This is a genomic window from Acuticoccus sediminis (assembly GCF_003258595.1).
Taxonomy (GTDB): domain Bacteria; phylum Pseudomonadota; class Alphaproteobacteria; order Rhizobiales; family Amorphaceae; genus Acuticoccus; species Acuticoccus sediminis.
In genome coordinates this window covers 1,293,304-1,317,975 of the sequence record NZ_QHHQ01000002.1, presented here as the reverse complement: position 1 = coordinate 1,317,975, position 24,672 = coordinate 1,293,304, and the positions used below count along the sequence as shown (strand labels likewise).

Below are 24,672 nucleotides of genomic sequence, written 5' to 3'. Positions count from 1 at the left end.
CAACCATAAAACTGGAGGAAACCATCATGAGGACCTGGATCCATCTTGCCACCGCGGCGGCGCTCTGGGCGTCGGCGGGGACGGCCGGCGCGGCCGACTTCAACTGGCGCTTCGTCGGCGTGAACCCGGCGTCGCACGAATATTCGAAGCTCCTCATCGAGAGCTTCAAGCGCATCGAGGAGCGCACCGGCGGCGCCCTCTCGATCGAGTTCGTCACCTACGGCGAGACGCCCTACAAGGCCGTCGACGCGCTGACCCTGGTGCGCGACGGGCTCATCGAGATGACCGAGTGGGTGCCGGCCTACAACGCCTCGACCTACCCGCTGCTCGCCGGGCCGCAGCTTCCTTTCCTGATGAAGGAGCTGCTCTCGGTCGAGGACTTCCAGAAGGCGACGGACGCGGCCTGGCAGACCGAGACGATCGCCTCCTACAAGGATGGCATTCTCGGCGACCACGGCGCCGTCAGCCTCGCCACCGGCTACTACGATCCGATCAATCTGTGGTTCACCGGCACGGTCACCGACATGGACGGGATCGTCGGCAAGAAGGTGCGCGCCTTCAGTCCGGAGCAGGCCGAGTTCCTGTCCGCGGCGGGCGCCTCGCCCGTCAACATCTCCGCCGCCGACGCCTACACCGGTCTCCAGCGCGGGGTCATCGACGGCGTCTTCACGGGCGCGGCTGCGGTCGTCGCCTTCAAGTGGAACGAGGTGCTGAAGTCGGGCTTCGCCACGAACGTCCTGCTCCTGTCGCTGGACGAGATCGTCTCAGAGGCGCGGCTCAACGAGCTTCCCGAGGACGTGCGCGCGGTGCTGCTGGAGGAGATGGACAGCGTCGAGGCCGAGATCCGCGCCACCATGCCGAAGATCTCCGCCGCCAAGCTTGATCAGCTCAAGGCCGACGGCTTCACCATCACCACCCCGACGCCGGAGCTCTACGCGAAGTTCCACGAGATCGCGGTCGAGCACGTCTACCCGCAGTGGGCCGAGCGCGGCGGGGAGCAGGCCAAGGAGGTCCTCGCCGACCTCGGGATCGAGCTGAAGTAACGAGCCGTGACTTCGCCCGCCAAACGGTTCGAGAGGGCGGCGCTCGCGCTGTCCTCCATCCTTCTCGCGGTCCTCTTCGCGCTGCTCTTGACCGACGTCGTCCTGCGCGCGCTCAGGATCGAGTTCTTCTGGGGGAGCGAGGGCGGCGGCGTGCTGATGGCGTGGATCATCGTCCTCGCCCTCCCGATGGTGACACGCACCCGCAGCCACATCGCGACCGACTTCATCGCCGCCCTGCTGCCGCCGCGCGGCGGGATCGCGCTGAGGATCGCCGGCCACGTCCTGATGCTCGCCTATCTCGGCACTCTGGTGTGGCTCTGCGCCGACCTTGCCGAGCGCAACTTCCTCGGCGGGGTGCGTTCGCAGGGGATCCTGCGCCTGCCCGTCGCCTACGTGCAGTTCGGCATCGTCGCCGGCCTCGTCCTCGTCATGGTGAGCCAGGTGCTGCTGCTCGTCGAGGACGCCCGGGCGCTGGTCACGCGGGGTGCGCCGTCATGACCGTCATGGCGCTGATGGGGGCGACGGTCCTCCTGCTGCTCGCCGCGGGCTTTCCCATCGCGCTGGTGCTCGGCGCGACGGGCGTCTTCTGGACCATCCTCTACAACCCGAACTACCTCGGCGGCATCGCCCACACGGTCTTCAACACCGCGTCGGGGGAGACCTTGATCGCGATCCCGCTCTTCATCCTGATGGGCCAGATCGTGCAGCATTCGCGCGTCGCCGAGCGCTTCTACGAGACGGTGGCGCGCTGGCTGGCGGTGGTGCCGGGCGGCCTGCTGCACGCCAACATCTCGGTGAGCGCGGTGTTCTCGGCCGTCAGCGGGTCGAGCGTCGCGACGGCCGCGACGGTCGCCACCGCCGCGCTCCCGAGCCTCGACCGCCTGCACTACGACCGGCGCCTCTCGACCGGGACGCTGGCGGCGGGCGGGACGCTCGGCATCCTCATCCCGCCGTCGATCCCGCTGATCGTCTACGGCTCGCTGGTGGAGGAATCGATCGGCAGCCTCTTCATCGCGGCGCTCCTGCCGGCGCTGATGACGGTGAGCCTCTTCCACATCTACATCTTCGTGCGCGCGCTGCTCGACCCCAGCGTGGCGCCGGCGGGGGCAGCGGACACGCCGCCGATCTCCACCGCCGCCGCGCTCGGCAACGTGCTGCCGGTGCTCGCCATCGTCCTGGTGGTGCTGGGCGGCATCTACCTCGGCTGGACCACCAGCACCGAGGCCGCCGCGCTCGGCGCCTTCATGGCGCTCCTCACCGCCGCCGGACAGCGCACGCTGACCTGGGGGATGCTGAAGACCGTCCTCGGCGAGACGGCGTCGCTGACGGCGATGATCCTCTTCATCGTCATCGGCGCGCAGATCTTCTCGTTCGCGGTCTACACCTGGGGCATCAACTCCGACATCCGCCAGCTGGTCGGCGGCCTGCCGTACCCGCCGCTCGCGATCTTCGGCATCATCGTCGTCATCTACCTGATCCTCGGCATGTTCGTGGACGCGCTGTCGCTGATGCTGATGACGCTCGCGGTGGTGCATCCCATCATCGTCAGCCTCGGATACGATCCGATCTGGTTCGGCATCGTGCTCGTGCTGCTCCTCGAGGTCGGGCTGATTACGCCGCCGGTGGGCATGAACCTCTTCACCATCAAGGCGGTGAACCCGTCCATCTCGCTGAAGGACATCGCCTACGGCTCGCTGCCGTTCGTGGCAATCGTCCTCTTCTCCGTCGCCATCCTCGTCATGTTCCCGGAGGTCGTCCTATGGCTCCCGTTCCACATCTGACACCCCGTCCTGCCGCCGCCGCGAAGGGGCCGGTCGAAAGCGGCCGGCCGGGCGACGGTCTCCCCGGCTTCCGCCGCAGCCTCGGCGAGTTCGCGACCGGGGTCACCGTCATCACCGCCGCCGTCGACGGCGTCCCGTACGGGATGACGTCGAACTCCTTCGCGTCGGTCTCGCTCGACCCGCCGCTGGTGCTGTGGTCGATCCGCCGCGAGAGCACGAGCTTTGCCGCCTTCAGCGCCTGCACGCACTTCGCGGTGAACGTGTTGGCGCACGACCAGATGGACCTGTCGCAGCGCTTCGCCCGCTCGGGGCCGGACAAGTTCGTCGACCTCGCCTACACCGAGGGAGGCGGCGCGGCGCCGCTCTTCGACGACGTCGCGGCCCGCTTCGAGTGCCGCCGGACCGAAGCCTTCGACGGCGGCGACCACCTCATCCTCATGGGCGAGGTGGAGACCTTCTGCCGCTACGACCGCCAGCCGCTCCTCTTCGCCAAGGGCCGCTACGCGGTCGCCGTCGATCATCCGGACACCCGCGTCGTCACCGAGCCGGCGCCGAAGGCGGACGCGCGCGGGATCGACAACCAGCCGCTCGCCCACCTGACGGCGCGGGCCTACAGCGTGATGGCCTCCCGGCTGGAGAAGGGGCGCAAGACGGCCGGGCTGGGCCTCTCGCTGATGCAGGCGCGGCTCCTGAAGGCGGCGCACACCTACCCCGGGGCGACGCTGGGCGACCTGCTGCCGGAGCTCTTCCTCGACTTCAACGCCAGCCTCGACGTCCTGGAATCGGTGGTCGATCTCGGCCTCGTGACGGTGGACGCGGACGGCAAGGTCCACCTGACGGGGGAGGGCGAGGCGCGCATCCTGTCGATCGTCGAGCACGCGCGCTTCAGCGAGGAGGTGCTGCTGCAGGGGATCGCCAGGGAGGACCTCGCCGCGACGCAGCGCGTCCTCTCGCGCATCATCGAGCAGCAGTTCTAGCGCGATGGTGGCGAAGGGGGCCGACTACATCGTCGTGGGGGCGGGGGCGAGCGGGAGCGTCGTCGCGGCGCGCCTTTCGGAGGACCCTGCGGTCTCGGTGATGGTGATCGAGGCCGGCGGGAGCGACGCCCACCCGGTGCTGCGCGTGCCGGGCCTCGGCTTCGCCGCCGGATCCATCGCCCGCTTCAACTGGAACTTCGTGACCGAGCCGATCCCCGACCTCGGCGACCGGCGCATGACGTTGATCCAGGGCAAGGTGATGGGCGGCTCGTCCAGCCTGAACGGGATGATCTACACCCGCGGCCACTCCAGCGAGTACGATCGCTGGGCCGAGGCGGGATGCACCGGCTGGGGCTTCGACGCGCTGAAGCCGTACTTCCTGAAGTCCGAGGCGAATGCGCGGGGGGCGGGGGTGTGGCACGGCGCCGACGGGCCGATGCGCCTGCGCCGGGCCGACCCGAAGCTCGCCATCTGCGAGGCCTTTCTGGAGGCGGCGGGGGCGTCCGGCATCCCGATCGTCGACGACCTCAACGCCAACCATGCCGAGGGCCTCGGCTGGTACGACGTCAATATCGACCGCGGCCGGCGGCTGAGCGCCTCGCGCGCCTACCTGGAGCCGGCGCGGGGGCGGGCGAACCTTGCGGTCGTGACCAATGCGCAGGTGCTGCGGGTGGCGATCGAAGGGGGACGGGCGCGCGGCGTCGTTGCGGTCCGGAACGGGCAGGAGGTGACGTATACGGCGAGCCGCGAGGTGATCCTGTGCGGCGGCGCGATCATGACCCCGGCGCTCCTGATGCATTCCGGTATCGGCCCCGCCGACGCGCTGGCGGCGCACGGGATCGAGGTGGCCGCGGACGCGCCGGGCGTCGGGCGGAACCTGCAGAACCATCCCTGCTACCGGCCTCGCTTTGCCTGTTCGGCGCCGGTGACGGCGCGCAGCCACCTGAGCCCGGCGGGCGTGGCGCGGGCGGGCCTCTCCTACCTCGCGGCGCGGTCGGGACCGCTGGCAGAGAGCTTCTGCTCGGCCGGCGGGTTCTACCGCAGCGATCCGGACCTGCCGCTCGCCGACATGCAGGTGGTGATGCTGTCGGCGCTGCCGCCGATCGGCGGCCGCTCGGCGCTCGACCTCCTGCCGCGCGAGGAGGGGTTCGGCCTCACCATCTACCAGGGGACGCCACACTCGCGCGGCCGGGTGAGCCTGCGCTCGGCCGACCCGCTGGCGCCGCCGGTGGTGCGGACCGGCTATTTCAGCGATCCGCGCGACATCGAGGTTCTGGCCGCCGGCGTGGAGCGGATGCGCCGGGTGATGCGCCGGCCGGAGATCGCGAGGTGGATCAAGGCGGAGATGGCGCCCGGGCCGGCCGCCACGACGCGCGAGGCGCTGATCGAGGAGATCCGCCGCAACGCCGCCACCTCGTACCACCAGTGCGGCACCTGCGCGATGGGTCCGGACGAGGGCGCCGTCGTCGACCTCAGGCTGCGGGTGCGCGGCGTCGAGGGCGTGCGCGTGGCCGACACCTCGATCATGCCGCGCCTGCCGAATGCCGCGCTCCACGCGCCGGCGCTGATGATCGGCGAGCGGGCCGCCGCGCTCATACTCGCCGACACGAACCGCATGCCGGCGGGCGCCGCGGAGGTCGCGGCGTGAGGGGCTCAGGTCACGTCGACGTAGCCGCCCTGGTGGGCGATCGTCGCGGCCCCGCCGTCCGCGCGCAGTCCCACCACGCGGCCGATGAGGATCACCGCGCCCTCCTCCTCGACGGTGCGGGTGACGGTGCAGTCGAACACCGCCACCGCGTCGGCGAGCACCGGCGCGCCCGTCACGAACGGGGCCCAGGAGCCGTGGTTGAACCGCTCTTCCGGCGGAAGCTCCCCGCCGAAGCCCCGGGCGAGGGCGCTCTCGCCGGCCGGCAGCGCGCTCACCGCGAAGATCTTGGACGCCAGCAGATCGGCGAGCGCGCCGGTGGAGTAGCCCACCGAGACGAGCACCGTCGGCGGGATCGCGCTGACGTGCGCGAAGGAAAGGCCGAGGAAGCCGGAGGGGCCGTTCGCGCCCCGCGTCGTGACGAGCGTCGCGCTGACCGGGCGGGCGCCCAACGTCTGCCAGAAGCCGCTCGGTGTGATGGCTTCGCCGGTCTGCTGAATGCCCATGGGCGGCGTCCTCCTGGCTGTGCTGTGCCGGCCCTCCTGACGACTCAGTCGATTGACCGCCACGCGAAACAGTTAGTATTCTAGTTGGATACAAAACCGGCGCTTCACCCGCAAGCGACCCAGAAGATCACCCCGGAGGAAGGTCCGATGAAACCTATTGTCTATACCAAAATCCCGCGCATCGACCGAGATCTCATCGCGCGGGCGGCCCGCCAGACCGTGGCGGACCTGCACGAGGGGCTCGGCGCCGTGGCGGGACGCCAGTGCCTGCTGGGGCCGAAGATGCGGCCGGTCTGGAACGGGGCGAAGGTCTGCGGCCAGGCGGTGACCTGCTTCAACTACCCCGGCGACAATCTCATGCTGCACGCCGCGCTGAGGCTCGCGGAGCCGGGCGACGTCGTCGTCGCCACCAACGGCGGCGAGGTGCAGGGCGCGCTCTGGGGCGACATGGCGACCCTCTTCGCGCAGCTCAAGGGCCTCGGCGGCGCGGTGATCGACGGCTCGGCGCGCGACTCGGCGTCGGTGGCCGAGATGGGCTTCCCGGTGTTCGCCAGCGTGATCTCCGTCTCCCACCCGGAAAAGCGCGGGCCGGGGTCGGCCAACGTGCCGGTGGTCGTTTGCGGCATCACCGTGCATCCGGGCGACCTCATCGTCGGCGACGCCGACGGCGTGCTGGCGATCCCGCCGGAGCTGGTCGAGACGGCGGTCGCCGGCGCGGAGGCGCGCTCGGCCAAGGAGGAGGCGATGCGCGCCAGGCTGAAGGAGGGCGCGACGATGTTCGACCTCCTGAACCTGCAGCCGCTGTTCGAGGCGGCGGGGATCGTCGAGGTGGAGGGGGCCTGGAACGATCCGCGTTGAGGGCGGTCCGGCACGGGCCATGGACCGGCCCGCGCCTTGGACCACGATCAGGTTGCGTGATATAGGCCGAATTTGGACACGAGGGGTGCCGGTTGTGGCGTGGTGTATTCTGAAGCGATGACGATCGCCCTCGGCAACGACCTCGAAACCCTGTCCGTGAACGCCTATTCCACGATCCGCGACCGGATCGTGACGCTGGATCTCGCGCCCGGGTCGCTCCTGTCGGAGAACCAGCTCGGCGCGGCCCTCGGCCTCAGCCGCACCCCCATCCGCGAGGCGTTGAAGCGGCTGGAGCGGGAGTACCTCGTCACCATCATGCCGCGCCGCGGGATCATGGTGACGGAGGTGGACCTGCGCACGCAGCTTCAGCTCATGGAGATCCGCCGGGGGATCGAGAGCCGCCTCATCTCGCGGGGGACGGAGCGGGCGACGCCGGCGCAGCGCCAGGAGTTCGCCCGCCTCGTCAGGGAGATGGAAGCCTGCATCCCCGGCTCGGAGCTGACCCGGTACATCGGCTTCGACGCGCAGTTCGACACGGTGATCGACGCCGCCGCGGCCAACCGCTTCCTGACCGACGCGATGCGCCCGGTGCACGCCCTCGTCCGCCGCTTCTGGCACACCCAGGTCGGCACCGAGGGGCTGAAGCACGCGCTGACGCTGCACACCAGGGTCGTCCAGGCGGCGGCGGACGGCGATGCGGACGACGTGCGCGCCCGGCTCTCCGAGCTCTACGACTTCGGCGAGCGGTACCTGTTCGACCTCATGAGCTGACCGCCGCGGGCGGCGCGCTCATTCGTCGATCGGCGCGATCGAGTGGGCCTGCTTGAGGCAGCGCAGCGCGAAGCTCGACCGCGTGTGGCGGATGCCGCGCACCTTGTAGAGCCGCTCCCGCAGGAAGCGCTCGTACTCCTCCGTCCCGTCGACTGCGACTTTCATGAGGTAATCGTATTCGCCGGTTGTGAGGTACACTTCGAGGACCTCGGGCAGGCGCGCCATCGCCTCGCCGAAGCTTTCCAGGATGTCGTCGTCGTGCCGGTCGAGCGTGACCTCGATGATGACGGTCTCCTTGGCGCCGAGGAGGCGCTGGTCGAGGGCGGCGTAGTAGCCGGTGATGTAGCCGTCCTGCTCGAGGCGCCGGACGCGTTGCCAGCAGGGGCTGGAGGAGAGGCCGACCTGCTCGGCGAGCTGGCTGTTGGACAGCCGCGCGTTGCCCAGCAGCGCCTTGAGGATCTTGCGGTCCATCCGGTCCAGCGGCTTTGGCATGGCGATCGCCCCTTCGGCAGGAGAAAATTTTGACGATCCGCGGAAATTCAAAAGGATCATCTGCACTGTAGGCCAGTGCGCGAAAAGATAGAACAGAAATTTTCTGCACTTTCAGCATAATGGACTGGCCTGGGAGGTGACGATGAATATCATCCGGTTCCTGTCGCAGGATCCCACGGACGACGTGATGAAAGTCCTTGGGTGCCTGCGGCGCATGAACTTCGCGCTGCACGATCTGACGGTGACGCCCGGCGGCGGCGGCCGCTTCCGGGTGCGGCTCGAGTACGAGCCCGACGGCATCCTCAGCGCCGACACCTTCGTCGCCCGCGTCGCCACGTTCCACGGGATCGAGAGCGTCGCGGCCAGCGTCGTCGGCAGCGAGGAGGCGACGCTCGTCGCTGCACCGGCGTGCGGCATGGCGGCGACGGCGCGGGGCGCCGCGAGGGGCGGCTGATGGCAACGACGTTCGCCACCCCGCCGCCCGGTGCGTCGCCCGCGCCGCTCACCCTCAACGTCCCGGAGCCCGAGTTCCGCCCCGGGGACACGCCCGACTTCTCCAACGCCGTCATTCCCCGCGCGGGCACCGTCCGCCGCCCGCCGGTCGACGTCGACCCGCAGGAAATCCGCGACCTCGCCTTCACCATCATCCGCGTGCTCAACCGCAAGGGCGAGGCGGTTGGCGAGTGGGCCGAGGCGCTGGACCCCGACGTTCTGCGCAAGGGTCTTCGGGACATGCTCACCCTGCGCGCCTACGACGCGCGGATGATGAAGGCCCAGCGGCAGGGCAAGACCTCCTTCTACATGCAGCACCTCGGCGAGGAGGCGGTGAGCTGCGCCTTCCAGGGGGCGCTCGCCAGGGGGGACATGAACTTCCCCACCTACCGCCAGGCGGGCCTCCTCATCTCCAGCGGCTACCCGCTGATGAAGATGATGTGCCAGGTCTATTCCAACGACGGCGACACCGCGCGCGGCCGCCAGCTCCCGGTGTTCTACTCCTCCAAGGAGCACGGCTTCTTCTCGATCTCGGGCAACCTCGCGACGCAGTACATCCAGGCCGTCGGCTGGGCGATGGGCTCGGCCATCCGCGGCGACACGAAGATCGCCGCCGCGTGGATCGGCGAGGGCGCGACGGCGGAGAACGACTTTCACGCCGCGCTCGTCTTCGCCTCGACCTACAAGGCGCCGGTGATCCTCAACGTCGTCAACAACCAGTGGGCGATCTCGACCTTCCAGGGCATCGCCCGGGGCGGGTCTGGGACGTTCGCGGCGCGCGGGCTCGGCTTCGGCATCCCGGCGCTGCGGGTGGACGGGAACGACTACCTCGCCGTCCTCGCGGTCGCCCGTTGGGCGGCGGAGCGGGCGCGGCGGAACCTCGGCCCGACGCTGGTCGAGTACGTCACATATCGCGCCGGCGGCCACTCGACCTCGGACGATCCGACCGCCTACCGGCCGAAGGAGGAGAGCAACGCCTGGCCGCTCGGCGACCCGGTGCTGCGGCTGAAGGCCCACCTCGTCGCCATCGGCGAGTGGTCCGACGAGCGCCACGTCCAGGCCGAGGCGGAGGCGCACGACACCGTCGTCTCCGCCCAGCGCGAGGCGGAGGCCATCGGCACCCTGATGAGCGGCAACCTGCCGTCCCCGCGCGACATGTTCGAGGACGTCTATGCAGAGATGCCGCCGCACCTGAAGCGCCAACGCCAAGAATCGGGCTACTGACCATGGACGCCGCGATCGCACCGGCCCTGACCCACATGACGATGATCGAGGCGATCCAGAACGCCCACGACGTCGCCATGGCCGAGGACGACAGGGTCGTCGTATTCGGCCAGGACGTCGGCTTCTTCGGCGGCGTCTTCCGCTGCACGGCGGGGCTGCAGAAGAAGTACGGCAAGTCGCGCTGCTTCGACACGCCGATCAGCGAGCTCGGCATCATCGGTGCGGCGGTCGGCATGGCCGCCTACGGCATGAAGCCGTGCGTGGAGATCCAGTTCGCCGACTACATGTACCCGGCCTACGACCAGATCGTCTCGGAGGCGGCGCGGCTCAGGTACCGCTCGGCGGGGGAGTTCACCTGCCCGATGGTGGTGCGCATGCCGACCGGCGGCGGCATCTACGGCGCACAGACCCACAGCCAGAGCCCGGAGGCGCTGTTCACCCACGTTACCGGCCTCAAGACCGTGGTGCCGTCGACGCCGGCGGACGCGCGCGGGCTCCTGCTCTCGGCGATCGCCGACCCGGACCCGGTCATCGTCCTGGAGCCGAAACGGATCTACAATGGGCCGTTCGACGGCCACCACGACCGCCCCGTCGTCTCCTGGAAGAAGCATCCGCTGGGCGAGGTGGACACGGCCGGCGCGCCGATCCCGCTCGGCAAGGCCGCCGTGCGGCGCGAGGGGGAGGCGCTCACGGTCCTGACCTACGGCACGATGGTACACGTCGCGCTGGCGGCGGCGGAGGAGACGGGCATCGACGCCGAGATCGTCGACCTGCGCACCCTGCTGCCGGTCGACCTCGACCAGATCGTGCGGTCGGTCGAAAAGACCGGGCGGTGCATCGTGCTGCACGAGGCGACGCTCACCTGCGGCTACGGCGCCGAGCTCGTCTCGCTGGTGCAGGAACACTGCTTCTACAGCCTCGAGGCGCCGGTGGTCCGCGTCGCGGGGTGGGATACGCCCTACCCGCACGCGCAGGAGTGGACCTATTTTCCCGGCCCCGCCCGCGTCGGCGAGGCGATGACCCGCCTCCTGCAGCGCTAGCCGGCCGGACCGGCGCGCCCGCCCGGCCGAACCGCCGCCTTCCGGCGTCGCGAATACCGGCGCGGCCGGGGTGCCGGGGGCGCGTCGCCGAAGACCATGCAGGAAGACCGGCGCCCGAACGGCGGGCGCGGCCGGAACGACATTAGATCGGGACCGAGAGATCCCGACGAGCCAGGATCTGGGAGAGCTGAGATGGGCCTTTATTCGATCCGCGTCCCCGACGTCGGGGAGGGGGTGGCCGAGGCCGAGCTCGTCGAGTGGCTGGTCGAGGTCGGCCAGGAGATCGCCGAGGACGACATTCTCGCCGCGGTGATGACCGACAAGGCGACGGTGGAGATTCCCACCTCGAGGGCGGGCCGCGTGGTGCGGCTGGGCGCGTCCGTCGGCGACACGGTCGCCATCGGCTCGGAGCTGGTGCGCCTCGAGGTGCAAGGCGAAGGCAACGTGAGCGACGACGCGCCCAAACCCGTCGCCGCCGCGTCGCCAGAGCCGAGCGCGGCCGCCGAGGCGGCCCCCGAGCCCGCCGTGCAGGCGGCGCCCCCCGCCGAGAGCCGGCGCACCGCCTCCGCGCCCCGGACCCCGCAGCGGGAGGCGCCGGCCGAGCCGCCCCCGGCGCACCGGGCGGGCAAGCCGCTCGCCTCGCCCTCGGTGCGCCAGCGGGCGCTGGACGCGGGGGTGGACCTGCGTCTCGTCCACGGGACCGGCCCCGCCGGCCGAGTCACGCATGACGATCTCGACGCCTACCGCAGTGACGCCGCGCCCGCCCGTGGCCGGGTGGCGCAGACGGCGGTCACCGAGACCAAGGTCGTCGGCCTGCGCCGCAAGATCGCCGAGCGGATGACGCTCGCCTACCGCGACATCCCCCACATCACCATCGTCGAGGAGGTCGACGTCACCGCGCTGGAGGACCTGCGGGCCGCGCTCAACACCGAGCACGCCGCCGACCGCGGCAAGCTGACGATCCTGCCGTTCCTGATGCGCGCGCTCGTCGATGCCTGCCGCCGGCAGCCGGCCCTCAATGCCCACTTCGACGCCGAGGCGGGCGTCGTCACGCAGCACGCCGGCGTCCACGTCGGCATCGCCACGCAGACCGACGCGGGCCTCATGGTTCCCGTGGTGCGGCACGTGGAGAGCCTCGGCCTCTGGGACTGCGCCGACGCCGTCGGCCGCCTCTCCGCCGCCGCGCGCGAGGGACGGGCCTCCCGCGAGGAGCTGTCCGGATCGACGATCACCATCACCTCGCTCGGGCCCCTCGGGGCGCTGGCGACGACGCCGATCATCAACCACCCCGAGGTCGCCATCGTCGGGGTCAACCGGATGGCCGTGCGGCCGCACTGGGACGGGACACGCTTCGTGCCGCGCAAGATGATGAACCTTTCCTCGAGCTTCGACCACCGCGTCATCGACGGGTGGGACGCCGCGGTCTTCGTGCAGCGCCTCAAGACGCTGCTGGAGACGCCCGCGCTCCTCTTCGTGGAGGCGTGACGATGACGGAGATCACGACAAGGCTGCTCGTGCTCGGCGCCGGACCCGGCGGCTACGTCTGCGCGATCCGCGCCGGCCAGCTCGGCATCGACACGGTGATCGTCGACCGCGGGCGGCTGGGCGGCACCTGCCTCAACGTCGGCTGCATTCCCTCCAAGGCGCTGATCCACGCGGCGGACGAATTCTTCCGCATGGGCGGCGACCCGCACCTCGCCGAGATGGGCCTCACCGCCGGCGCTCCGTCGCTGGACCTCGCGAGGACGGTGGCGTGGAAGGACGGGATCGTCTCGCGCCTGAACGGCGGCGTCGGCGGTCTCCTGCGCAAGGCCAAGGTCCGGCACGTCGCCGGTACGGCGCGGTTCCGCGACGGCAAGACCGTCGAGGTGGAGAGCGACGGAGTCCCGGTGACCATCAAGGCCGAGCGGGTCGTGATCGCCACCGGCTCGGCGCCGGTCGAGCTGCCGGGGCTCGCTTTCGGCGGCCCGGTGCTCTCCTCGGCGGACGCATTGTCCCTGACCGAGCGGCCGGAGCGGCTCGCCGTGGTCGGTGGCGGCTACATCGGGCTCGAGATCGGCACCGCCTTCGCCAAGCTCGGCACAAAAGTCACGGTGGTCGAGGCGGCCGCGCGGATCCTGCCGCAGTACGATGCGGAGCTGACGGCGCCCGTTGCGGCCCGCCTGAAGGCCCTCGGCGTCACCGTTCTCACCTCGGCCAGGGCCGGCGGCTACGACGCCGGCGCCCTCACGGTCACGACGGGCGAGGGCGAGGAGCGGCTTCCCGCCGACAAGGTGCTCGTCACGGTCGGACGCCGGCCCGTGACCGAGGCGCTGTCGCCGCTGTCGCTCGACATGGCGGGGCCGTTCGTCGCCATCGACGACACCTGCGAGACGTCGATGCGCGGCGTCTACGCCATCGGCGACGTCACCGGCGAGCCGATGCTCGCCCACCGGGCCATGGCGCAGGGCGAGATGGTCGCCGAGCTGGTCGCCGGGCATCGCCGCAAGTGGAGCGCGCGCTGCATCCCCGCCGTCTGCTTCACCGATCCGGAGATCGTCAGCGCCGGCCTGTCGCCGGCGGAGGCCGAGGCGAACGGCGAGGCCGCCATCGTCGGCGTCTTCCCCTACAAGGCGAGCGGGCGGGCGATGAGCGTGGGGCGCGACGACGGGTTCGTGCGCGTCGTGGCGCGTGCGGACGACCATGTCCTCCTCGGCATCCAGGCCGTGGGGGCCGGCGTCTCGGAGCTTTCGAGCGCCTTCGCGCTCGCCATCGAGATGGGCGCGCGGGTCGAGGACATCAGCGGCACCATCCACGCACACCCGACGATGGGCGAGGCCTTCCAGGAGGCTTCCCTCGCGGCGCTGGGGATGGCGGTCCACATCTGAGGCCCGGCGCGGTCCGGAGCGGGTTGCATCGTCCGCTCCGGCACGTCCCGCATTTCCGCGGACGAGCCGCCCGCCCGGACCTGAAATGCTCTATTCGTGCGTGAATTGCGGGGTGCGCTTTTCCAGGAAGGCGGTCATGCCCTCGGTCTGGTCGCGCCCCGCGAAGAGGGCGTGGAAGACGCGGCGCTCGAATCGCACCCCCTCCGTCAGCGCCACTTCCGAGGCGCGCCTGATCGATTCCTTGATGGAGAGGACCGCCGGCAGCGACATCGACGCGATCGTCGTCGCGAGCTCCATCGCGGCCCCGTGCAGCTCGGTCGCCGGAACGACCCGGGCGACGAGGCCGGAGCGCTCCGCCTCCGCCGCGTCCATCATCCGGCCGGAGAGGCACATCTCCATCGCCTTGGTCTGGCCGATGGCGCGGGCGAGCCGCTGGCTACCGCCCATGCCCGGCATGACGCCGAGCTTGATCTCCGGCTGGCCGAACTTCGCCGTGTCGGCGGCGAGGATGATGTCGCACATCATGGCGAGCTCGCATCCGCCGCCGAGGGCGTAGCCGGAGACGGCGGCGATGACCGGCTTGCGCACGGCCGCGAACGCCTCCCACTCGCCGAACCAGTCGGCGGCGGCCATGGTTCCCGCAGTCTGGTCCTTCATCTCGGCGATGTCGGCGCCCGCCGCGAACGCCTTTTCGGACCCCGCGACGACGATGCAGCCGATGGCGGGGTCGGCGTCCGCCGCCTGGGCCGCCGCGACCATCGCGGCGGCGACCTCCCGGTTCAGCGCGTTCAGCGCCTTGGGGCGGTTGAGGCGCAGGACGCGCACGCGCCCCACCGTCTCGACGAGGACGACGGGCTCGCTCATGCCGCGTCGTCCTTGCACGGCGACCCGCGCAGGAAGTCGATGATGCCGGAGAAGTCGCGCCCGCCCTCGCCGAGCTGGTCGTAGAGCTTGTAGAGCTGGCGCGCCTCGGCTCCGAGCGGCGTCGAAGCACCGGAGGAGAGGGCCGCCTCCTGGGCGAGCGACAGGTCCTTCAGCATGAGCGCGGCGGCGAAGCCCGGCATGTAGCCCTTGTTGGCGGGCGAGGTCGGAACCGGGCCGGGCACGGGGCAGTAGGTCGTCAGCGACCAGCACTGGCCGGAGGATGTCGAGGCGACGTCGTAGAGCGCCTGATGCGACAGGCCGAGCTTCTCGGCCAGAACGAACGCCTCGCAGACGCCGAGCATCGAGATGCCGAGGATCATGTTGTTGCAGATCTTCGCCGCCTGGCCCGCGCCGGCCTCGCCGCAGTGGACGATCTTCTTGCCCATCCGCTCCAGCACCGGCTCGCCCGCCGCGAAGGCGGACTTGCTGCCGCCGACCATGAAGGTCAGCGTCGCCGCTTCTGCGCCCCCGGTGCCGCCGGAGACCGGCGCGTCGAGGGTCAGGTGGCCGTGGCCGGCCATCATCTCGTGCGCCTTGCGGGCGCTGTCGACGTCGATGGTGGAGCAGTCGATGACCAGCGCGCCGCTGCCGATGAGGCTCGCGAGCTCGCCCCAGACGGAGAGGACATGCTGGCCCGCCGGCAGCATCGTGACCACGACGGAGGCGTCCTTGACGGCCTCGGCCATCGACCCGGCGACGGTGAGGCCGCGCCGCTTCGCGTCCTCTACGGCCGAGCGGGACAGGTCGAATGCGACGACCTCGAAGCCGGCCTTGGCGAGATTGGCGGCCATCGGCCCGCCCATGTTCCCCACCCCGATGAATGCCGTTTTCTCGGCCATTGTGTTCTCCTCCGAATGTTCTGTTGCGGGCGCCCCGGCACCGGCGGGGCCGGGGGCGGCATCGTAGACCTGGGGCGCGTTCCGGTCAGGTCGATCCCGCCCGACCGGACGGGACGGCCCCGATCCGGCGGTTCGGCGCATCGTCCCCGCCGGTCCGCTCCCGGCCGATGATGCGCCGGAGCACGTCCCGCTCTGGCGCGATCCTTCGGGCGCGGGATGCGCTAGCGGCCGCGCACGAGCGAGCGCGCAATGATGAGGCGCATGATCTCGTTGGTTCCTTCCAGGATCTGGTGCACCCGGAGATCCCGAACCAGCTTCTCGATGCCGTACTCCGAGAGGTACCCGTAGCCGCCGTGGAGCTGCAGCGCCTGATTGGCGACGGCGGACCCCGCGTCGGTGACGAAGCGCTTCGCCATGGCGCAGAGGGTCGTCGCGTCCGACGCCTTCGCGTCGAGCGCGGCGGCGGCGCGCCACAGGAAGGTGCGCGCGACCTCGAGGTCGGTCGCCATGTCGGCGAGGCGGAACTGCAGCGCCTGGAACTCGCTCAGGGCGTGGCCGAAGGCGCGGCGTTCGGCCATGTAGGCGAGCGCCTTGTCGAGCGCGGCCTGCGCCCCGCCGAGCGAGCAGGCGGCGATATTGAGCCGGCCGCCGTCGAGCCCGGCCATGGCGATCCTGAAGCCGACGCCTTCCTCGCCGAGGCGGTTGGCGGCGGGGACGCGCACGCCGTCGAGCACCACGGCGCGGGTCGGCTGCGCGTTCCACCCCATCTTGCGCTCGTTGGCGCCGAAGGAGAGGCCGGGCGCATCGCCGGGCACGAGGAAGGTGGAGATGCCGCGCGGGCCGTCGTCCCCCGTGCGCGCCATCACCACGTAGAGGTGCGAAGCCCCCGCGCCGGAGATGAACTGCTTCTGCCCGTCGAGGACGTACTCGTCCCCGTCGCGCCGGGCACGGGTCTTGAGGGCGGCGGCGTCGGAGCCGGCGCCCGGCTCCGTCAGGCAGTAGCTCGCGAGGCACTCCATGGTCGCGAGGGACGGAAGCCAGGCCTGCCTCTGCTCCTCGGAGCCGAAGCGGTCGACCATCCAAGCGCACATGTTGTGGATCGAGATGTACGACGCGACCGCCGGGCACCCCGTCGACAGCGCCTCGAAGATCATCGCCGCGTCGAGCCGGCTGAGGCCCGACCCGCCGACGTCCTCGGCGACGTAGATGGCGCCGAAGCCGAGCGCGGCGGCCGCGCGCAGCGTCTCGACGGGGAAGGTCTTCGCCTCGTCCCACTCCATGGCGTGCGGGGCGATCTCGTTGGCCGCGAAGTCGAGCGCCATCTGGCGGATGGCGACCTGCTCCTCGGTCGGGTCGAAGCCGATCATCGGGTCAGCCCATCGTCGGAATGACGAACTCGGCACCCTCTTTCACCCCGGACGGCCAGCGCGCGGTGACGGTCTTGGTCTTGGTGTAGAAGCGGATGGAGTCCGGGCCGTGCTGGTTGAGGTCGCCGAAGCCGGAGCGCTTCCAGCCGCCGAAGGTGTGATAGGCGACGGGCACAGGGATCGGCACGTTGACGCCGACCATGCCGACGTTGACACGGGTGGTGAAGTCGCGCGCCGCGTCACCGTCGCGGGTGAAGATGGCGACGCCGTTGCCGTACTCGTGGTCGGTGGCGAGGGAGAGGGCCTCCTCGTAGGTCTTGGCGCGGACGACCGAGAGGACGGGGCCGAAGATCTCCTCCTTGTAGATCGTCATGTCGGGCGTCACCTCGTCGAAGAGGCAGCTGCCGATGAAGAAGCCGTCCTCGTAGCCCTGCATCTTGAAGCCGCGTCCGTCGACGACGAGCCTGGCGCCTTCCTCGACGCCCTTGTCGATGTAGGAGCGCACGCGCTTCACCGCGGCGGCCGTCACCAGCGGGCCGTAGTCGGCCGAGGAGTCGGTCGACGGGCCGATCTTCAGCGACTCGACGCGCGGGATCAGCTTCTCGACGAGGATGTCGGCGGTCTTCTCGCCGACCGGGACGGCGGCGGAGATCGCCATGCAGCGCTCGCCGGCCGAGCCGTAGCCGGCGCCGATGAGGGCGTCGACGGCCTGGTCCATGTCGGCATCGGGCATGATGATGGCGTGGTTCTTGGCGCCGCCGAAGCACTGCGCGCGCTTTCCGGTGCGCGCCGCCTCCGAGTAGATGTACTGGGCGATGTCGGACGAGCCGACGAAGCCGACGGCCATGATGTCGGGGTCGGTCAGGATGGCGTCGACGGCGGTCTTGTCACCGTTCACCACGTTGAGGACGCCCTTCGGAAGACCGGCCTCGACGAAGAGCTCGGCGAGGCGCATCGGCACCGACGGATCGCGCTCGGACGGCTTCAGGATGAAGGCGTTGCCGCAGGCGAGCGCCGGGGCCGCCTTCCACAGCGGGATCATGGCGGGGAAGTTGAACGGCGTGATCCCCGCCACCACGCCGAGCGGCTGGCGCATGGAATAGACGTCGATGCCCGGTCCGGCGCCCTCGGTGTATTCGCCCTTCAGCAGGTGCGGGATGCCGCAGGCGAACTCCACCACCTCGAGGCCGCGCTGGATGTCGCCCTTGGCATCCGGCACCGTCTTGCCGTGCTCGCTGGCGAGGAGCACCGCGAGGGACTCGAACTCGTCCTGTACGAGCTGCAGGAACTTCATCATCACGCGGGCGCGGCGCTGCGGGTTCTGCGCCGCCCATTCCGGCTGGGCGGCCCTGGCGTTGGCGACCGCGGCGCGCACCTCGTCGGCGCTGGCGAGCGCCACCCTGGCCTGAACGTCGCCGGTGGAGGGGTTGAAGACGTCGGCCGTGCGACCGCTCGTGCCGGAGACCGTCTTGCCGCCGATATAATGCCCAATGTCGCGCATGTCCGTCCCTCTGCGTGTTCTGGTTTGGGGAACATGTTGCACGCATTGATGCACAGCCATAGGCTCAAGCGATCACATCCGTTGTGCATGGATGCGCATGCGTTCCTTCGATTGGGATCTTTTGCAGTCGTTCCTCGCCATCGCGCGCGCCGGGACGCTGACCGAGGCCGGCCGGCGCCAGGGCGTCGACCACTCCACCCTGAGCCGCCGCCTCGCCGGGCTGGAGGGCGCGCTTCAGACCAAGCTGTTCGAGCGCGGCAGCAGCGGCTACGCGCTGACGGCGGACGGTCTCGCGCTGCTGAAGCACGCCGAGACCATCGAGAGCACCATGTTCTCGATCCAGTCGGACGTCGGCGCGGCGCGGACCGAGGCGTCCGGCGTGGTGCGCATCGGCGCGCCGGACGGGTTCGGGACGGCGATCCTGTCGCCCGCCATCGGCCGCCTCCAGCGGGACAATCCGGACCTCGAGATCCAGCTCGTCGCCCTGCCGCGCAGCTTCTCCACCTCGCGACGGGAGGCGGACATCGCCATCGGCCTGTCGCACCCCGACCGCGGGCGCCTCCACGTCCGGCGGCTGACGGACTACGAGCTCGGCGTCTACGGCGCGGCGGAGGACGCCGCCCGCTGGGCCCGGCTCACGGACCCGCAGGATTTCACGCGGGTGCCGTTCATCAGCTACATCGACGACCTGATCTTCACCCCGGAGCTCGACTACCTGCCGGCGGTGGCGAAGGGGATCCGGCCGCGGATCACGAGCTCGAACCTCCTCGCCCAGAAGGAGGCCGCGGCGGCGGGGGCGGGGCTGTGCGTCCTGCCGTGCTTCCTCGCCGACGGCGACGCGCGGCTGGTGCGCGTGCTGGCCGGGCGGGTGGCGCTGACGCGCACCTTCTTCATGGTCGTCCACAGCGACACGCGCGACCTCGCCCGCGTGCGGCTGACGGCGGACTTCATCGCCGAGGAGGTGCGCCGCCAGTCGGACTGCTTCCTGCCGCAGCGCGGCTGAGCGAGGGGACGCACACGCGCCGCCCGTCGGCGAGCCGCTCCACCGTGACGCCGACGCCGTAGACGCGCGACAGGGCGGTCTCGGTGAGCGTCTCGGCGGGCGGGCCCTGCGCGGCGATGGCGCCGCCTTCCATGAGGAGCGCGCGGGTGCCGACGGCGAAGGCGTGGTCCGGGTCGTGGGTCGACAGGACGATGGTGAGGCCCATGCCGGAGAGGCGGGCGATCTCGGCGAGCACCACCGCCTGGTTGCCGAAGTCGAGGCTCGCGGTGGGTTCGTCGAGGACGAGGACCGGCGCCTCCTGCGCGAGCGCGCGGGCGACGAAGACGAGCTGGCGCTGGCCGCCGGAGAGGTGCGTCACGTCCGCCCCGGCGAGGTGGGCGATGCCGACGCGCTCCAGCGCCGCATGCGCCGCCGCCCGGTCGGCGCGGCCCGGCTGTGCCAGCGGGCCGAGCCAGGCGGTGCGCCCCATGGTGACGAGCTCCAGCGCGCTGAACGCGAACGGCACGCCGTGTGACTGCGGCACGTAGGCGACGCGGCGGGCGACCTCCCGGCGCGAGAGGCGGGTAACGGGCGCGCCGCCCAGCGCGACCGTGCCTCGGACGGCGGGGAGAAGGCCGAGGAGGGTCTTGAAGAGCGTCGTCTTCCCGCACCCGTTGGGGCCGAGGAGGACGAGCACCTCGCCCGCCTCGGCGGCGAACGAGAGGCCCGATGCGATCGCCCGGCCGCCATAGCCGATGGCGAGGCCGTCTGCGGACAGCGACGTCATCGTCAGCCGAACGTGCGCCGGCCGCGCGCCAGCAGCCACAGGAAGAAGGGCGCGCCGACGACGGCGGTCAGGATGCCGAGCGGCACCTCCACCGATGCGATGCTGCGGGCGAGCGTGTCGACGACGAGGAGGTAGCCGGCGCCCAGGAGCGCCGCAGCCGGGAGGAGCCGGCCGAAGCCCGGCCCCACGAGCATCCGCGCGATGTGCGGCACGACGAGGCCGACCCAGCCGACGATGCCGGCCATGGCGACGACGCTCGCCGTCACCAGCGTGGCGCAGACGATGACCGCGCCGCGCAGCCGGCCGGCGTCGATCCCCAGCGCGCGGGCGTCCTCGTCGCCCATCGAGAGCACGTTGATGCGCCAGCGCAGCAGGAACAGCGGGAGGAGGCCGAGAGCGACGACCGGGAGCGTCGGGAGCACGTCCGACGTCTTCGCTCCGGCGAGGCTGCCGAGGAGCCAGAAGGTGATCGCCGGAAGCTGGTCGTACGGATCGGCGAGCACCTTGAGGAGGGAGGTCGCCGCCCCGGCGAGGGCGCCGATGACGACGCCGGAGAGGACCAGGACGAGCGTCCGGTCGCCGGAGCGGACCGCCGCCGAGACGGACGCCACCAGCGCCACCGCCGCCAGCCCGCCGGCGAACCCCATGAGCTGGATCGCGGCGACCGGCAGCGCGAGGAAGATCCCCAGCACCGCGCCGAGGCCGGCCCCGGCGGAGACGCCCAGGATGTCGGGCGAGACGAGCGGGTTGCGGAACAGCGTCTGGTAGGCCGCCCCCGCCGCCGCGAGCGCCGCGCCGACGAGGAGCGCCGCGGCGACGCGCGGCAGGCGGATCGACAGCAGCACCGTCTCCGGCGCTCCGCCCTCGGTCGGGAGCGCCAGCGCGCGGCGAACCAGCAGGGTCAGCGCCTCGCCGGGTGAGAGCGGGTAGGGGCCGATCACCAGTGCGCCCAATGTCAGCGCGGCCAGCGCCGCGACGCCGAGAGCGAACCCGGCGACCGCGATGGGGACACGGCGGCTCGCGGCGAGGCTCAAGGCGGTCCCGCCGGATTTATTGCCGGAATGCCGGAGGTCGTCCGTCCGCCCATTGGATCAGCTTGCCGAGGTCCTCGTCCGAGAGGTCCACGTGATACCACAGCCGGTAGAAGTCGCGCGTTTCGGATGCGAGGGCGCCGTCCCAGCGGTCCGGGTAGAAGAGGCCGGCGAGCCACTTGAGGCCCATCAGGCGGTTCACCGACGGCGGCCGGTCGATCCAGCCGAACGGGGCGAGGGGCGAGAGATAGACGCGCTTCCCGCGCACCGCGGCGATGTCGGCCCAGAGCGGGCTCTCCCACACGCGCTCGTAGAAGTCCGGCTCCCAGGTGATGATCGTGTCCGGATCGGCGACGATCACGGCCTCGGGCGAGGCGCGCACCAGACCGCGCTGGCCCGGCGCATCGGCGACGTTGCGGCCGCCGGCGCGCTCGATGATCTCGGTATTGATGGAGCCCTTCACGCCGGTCTCGAGGCCGTCGGGTCCGCGCGCAAGGTAGACGCGCGGGCGCGCGTCCTCGGGGACGTCGGCGAGGAGGGCGTCGAGGGTGGCGAACGTCGCCTCGGTGTCGGCGGCCAGCGCCTCGCCGCGCTCCGGCACGCCGAGGACGTCGCCGAGGAGGCGCAGGCTCGCCGCCGTCGCCTCGAAGCGGCCGTCCACCAGGATGTAGGGGATGCCGGTCTGCGCCTGAACGCGGTCGGCGAGGTCGGCATAGGTGTCGCGCACCGAGCCGAAGTCGACGATGAGGTCGGGCTTCAGGGCAAGGACACGCTCGAGGTTCGCCTCGCCGCCGCGTCCGGTGAGGCGGCCGGTCTCCGGGAGGTCGCGGTAGGGGGCGGCGACGTAGGCCTTCTCGCCCGGACGCAGCGCGCGCGGCCAGCCGAGCAGCGCCTCGGGCTTCAGCGCGTAGACGACGATCGCCGCCGGTGGGCCGGCGGCGAAGACCGTCCGCACCTCGTCCGGCACCTCCACCGTGCGGCCGGCCGAGTCGGTGACGGTGCGCGCCTCGACCGCCGGGACGACGAGGAGGGTGGCGGCGAGGCAGAGGGCGAGGGCGGCGGCGAGGAGGAGGCGCATGGTCTATTCCGCGGCTGCGGGGAGGGTGGGGGCGGTGAAGCCGTAGCGGGCCAGGATCGCCTGTCCTTGCGGCGAAAGGATCGCGAAGGCGAGGCGCCAGGCGTCCGCGCCCGCCCCGTTCATGACGGTGAGGCCATAGTCGGCACCCGTCGCGAGCGCCCGGGGGAGCGTCACGATCTTCAGCGCCGGGACCTCGCGCTGCGCGAGAACCGCGTTGGTGCAATAGGTGAGGAAGATGTCGGCCTGGCCGCTCTCCATCACATGGCCGTAGGGGTTGCGGCCCTCGGGCGGGCTGGCGCTGTCCGGACCGCCGGTGAGTTGGAGCGCCTTGCCCTTCAGACGCTCGCCGGCCCCGCCCGCCAGCGCGTCCGCCTTGTCGAACACTGCGAACGCGTAGTCGCCGGACGGGTCGGCCTTCGGGGTGGATGTGCCGACGCGCACGTCCTCGTCGAGGAGCACGGCGAGGAGGGTGTCGGTGGTCACCTCGAGGTCGCCGGCGGCGAGCGCGCAGAGGGCGTTGCGGGCCAAGAGGACGGTCGGCGAGGCCAGCCCGGCGGCCGCCAGCGCCTGCGGGTGGCGCATGTTGGCCGAGGCGAAGACCTCCGCCGGCTCGCCGTCCTCGATGCGTTGGCGAAGGAGGCCCGACGGAGCAAAGCTGCGGCTCACGGTCAGTCCGGTGTCGGCCTCGAACGCGTCGGCGACGTCACCGAGCGCGGCCTTCAGGCTGCCGGCCGCGTGAAGGCTCACCATGTCGTCCGCCCCTGCCGCCGTCGCCCACAGTCCGACGAGAAGCGCTGCCATGCCGATCCGGGTCATTTCCACCTCCCTGTGTCGTTTTGTGCGGTTTTGCCGCGAATTTTTTCGCAGGATGCCTCAAGTCGGCGACGAATTCACCCACCGCCGGTTGAACGAGTTGTCTTGCCGCAGCCGTGCTGCGAACGTGGTCCCAACCCGATGACGGGAGAGGGACGGGTGCCCGAGACGCAGTCACAGGCGAGGGTCGCGACGCGCTTTCCCGCGCGGCCGCAGCTTCTCGGCGACGTGTCCGGAGCCTTCGGCGACCTCGGCACGCTGCTTCCCTATGTCGTTCCGGCGCTCGTCGCCGGGATCCTGTCGCCGACGCCCGTGTTCGCGGGGTTCGCCGCCGGCTACGCGCTGGTCGCGGTCGTCTATCGCGTCCCGATCGCGGTGCAGCCCATGAAGGCGCTGGGCGCCGCGATCCTCGCCGGCGGCCTCGCCTCGCGCGATATCGCCTGGGCGGGGGCGATCATCGGCGCCGTTCTTCTCCTGTTGTCCGCGACGCCGCTGCTGGAGCGGGCGGCACGGCTCATCCCGCAGTCGGTGGTGACGGGGCTGCAGGTCGGCCTCGGTCTCGGCCTCGCCCTCGTCGGGTTCGCCGCGATCCGCGCCGATCCGCTGACGGGCGCCGCCGCGCTCGCGGTGCTGGGGCTGACGTTCGTGGTGCCGCGCGGGCCGTGGGCGCTGCTGGTGGTGCTCGGCGGCATCCTCCTTGGCGGCGGCGCGGTGGCGCCGGTGAGCGTCGCGGCGGCACCGTCGCTGCAGGCGGTGATCCTCGGCGGGGTGGTGCCGCAGCTGCCGCTGACGCTGATGAACGCCGTGATCGTCGCCGCCGCCGTCGCCCGCTCGTTCTACGGCGCGGCCGCCCACCGGGTGACCGAGCGGCGCCTCGCCGCGACCAGCGGGCTCCTCAACCTCGCGCTCGTCCCGTTCGGGGCGATGCCGATGTGCCATGGCGCTGGCGGCATCGCGGCGCACCACCGGTTCGGCGCCCGCACGGCGCTCGCCCCGACGGCGATCGCGCTCGCGGCCGGGGCGGCGGCGCTCGCCGGCGACGAGATGGTGCGGCTTCTGGCGGGGATCCCGTCGGGGGTGGTCGGCGCGCTGCTCTTCTGGGCCGCCGCGGAACTCTCCTTCAGTCGCCGCCTCTTCGATGCGCGGCCCGACTGCCGGCCGGTGATCGCGGCCGCCGCCATCGGGACGGTCGCGGCCGGGGCGACGGTCGGCCTCCTCGCCGGTGTTGCCGCGGAGGGCGTGCGGGCACATGTGGTCCGCCAGGCTCGCCGCAAGGCCGAGCGCACAGACCGCAGGAGGCAGACATGAAGATCAGCGCGCGCAACGTCATCGCCGGCACCGTGACCGAGGTGAAGAACGGCCCGGTGAACAGCCAGATCCGCGTCGACATCGGCGCCGGCAACGTGATCACCTCGATGATCACCACCGACGCCGCGACCGACCTCGGCCTCGCCGAGGGCAAGAAGGTCCACGTCATCATCAAGGCGTCCGAAGTGCTTCTCGGCACCGACGACTGAGCCCCTCCGCCGACGCGTGGCGGGCGGCCTGACCGTCCGCGTCGCCCTGTCGTCCGGACGGCGAACCTTCGCGTCTGATTTAGATCAACGGGCGGATTGCTCCGCCCCCTGCGGCATGCGACAGACGGGGCTGAAAG

General features: G+C 71.3%; 25 protein-coding genes. 15 read left to right on the top strand and 10 right to left on the bottom strand.

The features are described 5' to 3' along the window. The first annotated feature begins 26 nt into the window (after positions 1-26). From DLJ53_RS13815 to DLJ53_RS13795, 5 genes are read left to right on the top strand one after another with little or no spacing between them, the layout of a single operon-like run. Positions 27-1,043 (top strand): TRAP transporter substrate-binding protein, encoded by a 1,017-nt coding sequence (locus tag DLJ53_RS13815; protein ID WP_111346025.1) that lies wholly within the window; start codon positions 27-29, stop codon positions 1,041-1,043. A gap of 6 nt (positions 1,044-1,049) precedes the next feature. Continuing rightward, on the top strand, positions 1,050-1,541 hold the full coding sequence (locus tag DLJ53_RS13810; RefSeq protein WP_111346024.1) for a TRAP transporter small permease: 492 nt from the start codon (positions 1,050-1,052) through the stop codon (positions 1,539-1,541). Beyond that, positions 1,538-2,824 carry a TRAP transporter large permease gene (locus tag DLJ53_RS13805; RefSeq protein ID WP_111346022.1) on the top strand — a complete coding sequence of 429 codons (1,287 nt, stop codon included), beginning with the start codon at positions 1,538-1,540 and terminating at the stop codon, positions 2,822-2,824. The genes DLJ53_RS13810 and DLJ53_RS13805 overlap by 4 nt, the downstream gene beginning before the upstream one ends. Next, complete coding sequence (locus DLJ53_RS13800) at positions 2,803-3,801, top strand: flavin reductase (RefSeq protein WP_111346020.1); 999 nt, start codon at positions 2,803-2,805, stop codon at positions 3,799-3,801. The genes DLJ53_RS13805 and DLJ53_RS13800 overlap by 22 nt, the downstream gene beginning before the upstream one ends. A 4-nt stretch (positions 3,802-3,805) precedes the next feature. Next, positions 3,806-5,449 carry a GMC family oxidoreductase gene (locus tag DLJ53_RS13795; protein ID WP_111346018.1) on the top strand — a complete coding sequence of 548 codons (1,644 nt, stop codon included), beginning with the start codon at positions 3,806-3,808 and terminating at the stop codon, positions 5,447-5,449. A gap of 5 nt (positions 5,450-5,454) precedes the next feature. On the opposite strand, the gene DLJ53_RS13790 is transcribed toward DLJ53_RS13795, so the two are convergent. Continuing rightward, positions 5,455-5,952 carry a flavin reductase family protein gene (locus DLJ53_RS13790; protein WP_111346017.1) on the bottom strand — a complete coding sequence of 166 codons (498 nt, stop codon included), beginning with the start codon at positions 5,950-5,952 and terminating at the stop codon, positions 5,455-5,457. A gap of 147 nt (positions 5,953-6,099) precedes the next feature. On the opposite strand from DLJ53_RS13790, the gene DLJ53_RS13785 reads away from it, so the two are divergent. Both DLJ53_RS13785 and DLJ53_RS13780 read left to right on the top strand, forming a co-directional pair. Continuing rightward, on the top strand, positions 6,100-6,810 hold the full coding sequence (locus tag DLJ53_RS13785) for a 4-carboxy-4-hydroxy-2-oxoadipate aldolase/oxaloacetate decarboxylase (RefSeq protein ID WP_111346015.1): 711 nt from the start codon (positions 6,100-6,102) through the stop codon (positions 6,808-6,810). Between the two features lie 117 nt (positions 6,811-6,927). Further along, a complete protein-coding gene (locus tag DLJ53_RS13780) occupies positions 6,928-7,581 on the top strand; it encodes a GntR family transcriptional regulator (RefSeq protein ID WP_111346013.1) in 654 nt (217 codons plus the stop codon). Positions 7,582-7,599: 18 nt separating this feature from the next. On the opposite strand, the gene DLJ53_RS13775 is transcribed toward DLJ53_RS13780, so the two are convergent. Further along, positions 7,600-8,073 (bottom strand): Lrp/AsnC family transcriptional regulator, encoded by a 474-nt coding sequence (locus DLJ53_RS13775; protein WP_111346012.1) that lies wholly within the window; start codon positions 8,071-8,073, stop codon positions 7,600-7,602. Between the two features lie 142 nt (positions 8,074-8,215). Between DLJ53_RS13775 and DLJ53_RS13770 the strand changes: the two genes are divergently transcribed. The 5 genes from DLJ53_RS13770 (at position 8,216) to lpdA (ending at position 13,696) form a co-directional block, all read left to right on the top strand. After that, positions 8,216-8,527: a hypothetical protein gene (locus tag DLJ53_RS13770; RefSeq protein ID WP_111346010.1), complete on the top strand. Its 312-nt coding sequence runs from the start codon at positions 8,216-8,218 to the stop codon at positions 8,525-8,527. Further along, on the top strand, positions 8,527-9,789 hold the full coding sequence (locus DLJ53_RS13765) for a 3-methyl-2-oxobutanoate dehydrogenase (2-methylpropanoyl-transferring) subunit alpha (RefSeq protein ID WP_111346318.1): 1,263 nt from the start codon (positions 8,527-8,529) through the stop codon (positions 9,787-9,789). Before DLJ53_RS13770 ends, DLJ53_RS13765 begins: the two co-directional genes overlap by 1 nt. 26 nt (positions 9,790-9,815) lie before the next feature. After that, a complete protein-coding gene (locus tag DLJ53_RS13760) occupies positions 9,816-10,829 on the top strand; it encodes an alpha-ketoacid dehydrogenase subunit beta (RefSeq protein WP_111346316.1) in 1,014 nt (337 codons plus the stop codon). A 192-nt stretch (positions 10,830-11,021) separates the two neighbouring features. Continuing rightward, complete coding sequence (locus DLJ53_RS13755) at positions 11,022-12,314, top strand: dihydrolipoamide acetyltransferase family protein (RefSeq protein WP_111346008.1); 1,293 nt, start codon at positions 11,022-11,024, stop codon at positions 12,312-12,314. Between the two features lie 2 nt (positions 12,315-12,316). Beyond that, positions 12,317-13,696, top strand: a complete 1,380-nt coding sequence (gene lpdA, locus DLJ53_RS13750) for a dihydrolipoyl dehydrogenase (RefSeq protein ID WP_111346007.1) — start codon at positions 12,317-12,319, stop codon at positions 13,694-13,696. Between the two features lie 90 nt (positions 13,697-13,786). On the opposite strand, the gene DLJ53_RS13745 is transcribed toward lpdA, so the two are convergent. The 4 genes from DLJ53_RS13745 to DLJ53_RS13730 all read right to left on the bottom strand — a co-directional run bounded on the left by DLJ53_RS13745 (position 13,787) and on the right by DLJ53_RS13730 (position 18,327). Further along, positions 13,787-14,560 carry an enoyl-CoA hydratase gene (locus tag DLJ53_RS13745; protein ID WP_111346005.1) on the bottom strand — a complete coding sequence of 258 codons (774 nt, stop codon included), beginning with the start codon at positions 14,558-14,560 and terminating at the stop codon, positions 13,787-13,789. Next, positions 14,557-15,459: a 3-hydroxyisobutyrate dehydrogenase gene (gene mmsB / locus DLJ53_RS13740; protein WP_111346004.1), complete on the bottom strand. Its 903-nt coding sequence runs from the start codon at positions 15,457-15,459 to the stop codon at positions 14,557-14,559. The genes DLJ53_RS13745 and mmsB overlap by 4 nt, the downstream gene beginning before the upstream one ends. 221 nt (positions 15,460-15,680) lie before the next feature. Then, on the bottom strand, positions 15,681-16,826 hold the full coding sequence (locus DLJ53_RS13735) for an isobutyryl-CoA dehydrogenase (protein ID WP_111346002.1): 1,146 nt from the start codon (positions 16,824-16,826) through the stop codon (positions 15,681-15,683). A 4-nt stretch (positions 16,827-16,830) separates the two neighbouring features. Then, positions 16,831-18,327, bottom strand: coding sequence for a CoA-acylating methylmalonate-semialdehyde dehydrogenase (locus tag DLJ53_RS13730; RefSeq protein WP_111346000.1), 1,497 nt, complete (start codon positions 18,325-18,327; stop codon positions 16,831-16,833). 97 nt (positions 18,328-18,424) lie between these two features. Between DLJ53_RS13730 and DLJ53_RS13725 the strand changes: the two genes are divergently transcribed. Beyond that, complete coding sequence (locus tag DLJ53_RS13725; protein ID WP_111345999.1) at positions 18,425-19,330, top strand: LysR family transcriptional regulator; 906 nt, start codon at positions 18,425-18,427, stop codon at positions 19,328-19,330. On the opposite strand, the gene DLJ53_RS13720 is transcribed toward DLJ53_RS13725, so the two are convergent. Genes DLJ53_RS13720 through DLJ53_RS13705 form a run of 4 tightly spaced genes read right to left on the bottom strand, consistent with a single transcriptional unit; the run spans position 19,275 to position 23,021 of the window. Further along, the gene (locus tag DLJ53_RS13720; RefSeq protein WP_111345997.1) at positions 19,275-20,096 is read right to left on the bottom strand and encodes an ABC transporter ATP-binding protein; all 822 of its coding nucleotides are present in this window, start codon (positions 20,094-20,096) and stop codon (positions 19,275-19,277) included. The two genes, DLJ53_RS13725 and DLJ53_RS13720, sit on opposite strands and share 56 nt — an antisense overlap. Before the next feature lie 2 nt (positions 20,097-20,098). Next, positions 20,099-21,130 (bottom strand): FecCD family ABC transporter permease, encoded by a 1,032-nt coding sequence (locus tag DLJ53_RS13715; RefSeq protein ID WP_202913127.1) that lies wholly within the window; start codon positions 21,128-21,130, stop codon positions 20,099-20,101. Between the two features lie 16 nt (positions 21,131-21,146). After that, a complete protein-coding gene (locus DLJ53_RS13710; protein ID WP_111345995.1) occupies positions 21,147-22,205 on the bottom strand; it encodes an iron ABC transporter substrate-binding protein in 1,059 nt (352 codons plus the stop codon). Positions 22,206-22,208: 3 nt separating this feature from the next. Further along, the gene (locus DLJ53_RS13705; protein ID WP_111345994.1) at positions 22,209-23,021 is read right to left on the bottom strand and encodes a molybdate ABC transporter substrate-binding protein; all 813 of its coding nucleotides are present in this window, start codon (positions 23,019-23,021) and stop codon (positions 22,209-22,211) included. Between the two features lie 156 nt (positions 23,022-23,177). Here DLJ53_RS13705 and DLJ53_RS13700 point away from each other — a divergent pair, with 156 nt between their 5' ends. Next, complete coding sequence (locus DLJ53_RS13700) at positions 23,178-24,326, top strand: putative sulfate/molybdate transporter (RefSeq protein ID WP_162409181.1); 1,149 nt, start codon at positions 23,178-23,180, stop codon at positions 24,324-24,326. Further along, entirely contained in the window at positions 24,323-24,535 is a 213-nt protein-coding gene (locus DLJ53_RS13695; protein ID WP_111345991.1) for a TOBE domain-containing protein, read from the top strand. The genes DLJ53_RS13700 and DLJ53_RS13695 overlap by 4 nt, the downstream gene beginning before the upstream one ends. Positions 24,536-24,672: the final 137 nt, after the last annotated feature.

What these genes read in the sequence shown, in the direction of transcription:
- lpdA (WP_111346007.1), top strand. Translation starts at nt 12,317, where the DNA reads ATGACGGAGATCACGACAAGGCTGCTCGTGCTCGGCGCCGGACCCGGC.
- DLJ53_RS13710 (WP_111345995.1), bottom strand. Translation starts at nt 22,205, where the DNA reads ATGCGCCTCCTCCTCGCCGCCGCCCTCGCCCTCTGCCTCGCCGCCACC.
- DLJ53_RS13805 (WP_111346022.1), top strand. Translation starts at nt 1,538, where the DNA reads ATGACCGTCATGGCGCTGATGGGGGCGACGGTCCTCCTGCTGCTCGCC.
- mmsB (WP_111346004.1), bottom strand. Translation starts at nt 15,459, where the DNA reads ATGGCCGAGAAAACGGCATTCATCGGGGTGGGGAACATGGGCGGGCCG.
- DLJ53_RS13770 (WP_111346010.1), top strand. Translation starts at nt 8,216, where the DNA reads ATGAATATCATCCGGTTCCTGTCGCAGGATCCCACGGACGACGTGATG.
- DLJ53_RS13785 (WP_111346015.1), top strand. Translation starts at nt 6,100, where the DNA reads ATGAAACCTATTGTCTATACCAAAATCCCGCGCATCGACCGAGATCTC.
- DLJ53_RS13800 (WP_111346020.1), top strand. Translation starts at nt 2,803, where the DNA reads ATGGCTCCCGTTCCACATCTGACACCCCGTCCTGCCGCCGCCGCGAAG.
- DLJ53_RS13765 (WP_111346318.1), top strand. Translation starts at nt 8,527, where the DNA reads ATGGCAACGACGTTCGCCACCCCGCCGCCCGGTGCGTCGCCCGCGCCG.
- DLJ53_RS13720 (WP_111345997.1), bottom strand. Translation starts at nt 20,096, where the DNA reads ATGACGTCGCTGTCCGCAGACGGCCTCGCCATCGGCTATGGCGGCCGG.
- DLJ53_RS13815 (WP_111346025.1), top strand. Translation starts at nt 27, where the DNA reads ATGAGGACCTGGATCCATCTTGCCACCGCGGCGGCGCTCTGGGCGTCG.
- DLJ53_RS13735 (WP_111346002.1), bottom strand. Translation starts at nt 16,826, where the DNA reads ATGATCGGCTTCGACCCGACCGAGGAGCAGGTCGCCATCCGCCAGATG.
- DLJ53_RS13705 (WP_111345994.1), bottom strand. Translation starts at nt 23,021, where the DNA reads ATGACCCGGATCGGCATGGCAGCGCTTCTCGTCGGACTGTGGGCGACG.
- DLJ53_RS13725 (WP_111345999.1), top strand. Translation starts at nt 18,425, where the DNA reads ATGCGTTCCTTCGATTGGGATCTTTTGCAGTCGTTCCTCGCCATCGCG.
- DLJ53_RS13775 (WP_111346012.1), bottom strand. Translation starts at nt 8,073, where the DNA reads ATGCCAAAGCCGCTGGACCGGATGGACCGCAAGATCCTCAAGGCGCTG.
- DLJ53_RS13695 (WP_111345991.1), top strand. Translation starts at nt 24,323, where the DNA reads ATGAAGATCAGCGCGCGCAACGTCATCGCCGGCACCGTGACCGAGGTG.
- DLJ53_RS13745 (WP_111346005.1), bottom strand. Translation starts at nt 14,560, where the DNA reads ATGAGCGAGCCCGTCGTCCTCGTCGAGACGGTGGGGCGCGTGCGCGTC.
- DLJ53_RS13790 (WP_111346017.1), bottom strand. Translation starts at nt 5,952, where the DNA reads ATGGGCATTCAGCAGACCGGCGAAGCCATCACACCGAGCGGCTTCTGG.
- DLJ53_RS13730 (WP_111346000.1), bottom strand. Translation starts at nt 18,327, where the DNA reads ATGCGCGACATTGGGCATTATATCGGCGGCAAGACGGTCTCCGGCACG.
- DLJ53_RS13780 (WP_111346013.1), top strand. Translation starts at nt 6,928, where the DNA reads ATGACGATCGCCCTCGGCAACGACCTCGAAACCCTGTCCGTGAACGCC.
- DLJ53_RS13795 (WP_111346018.1), top strand. Translation starts at nt 3,806, where the DNA reads ATGGTGGCGAAGGGGGCCGACTACATCGTCGTGGGGGCGGGGGCGAGC.
- DLJ53_RS13755 (WP_111346008.1), top strand. Translation starts at nt 11,022, where the DNA reads ATGGGCCTTTATTCGATCCGCGTCCCCGACGTCGGGGAGGGGGTGGCC.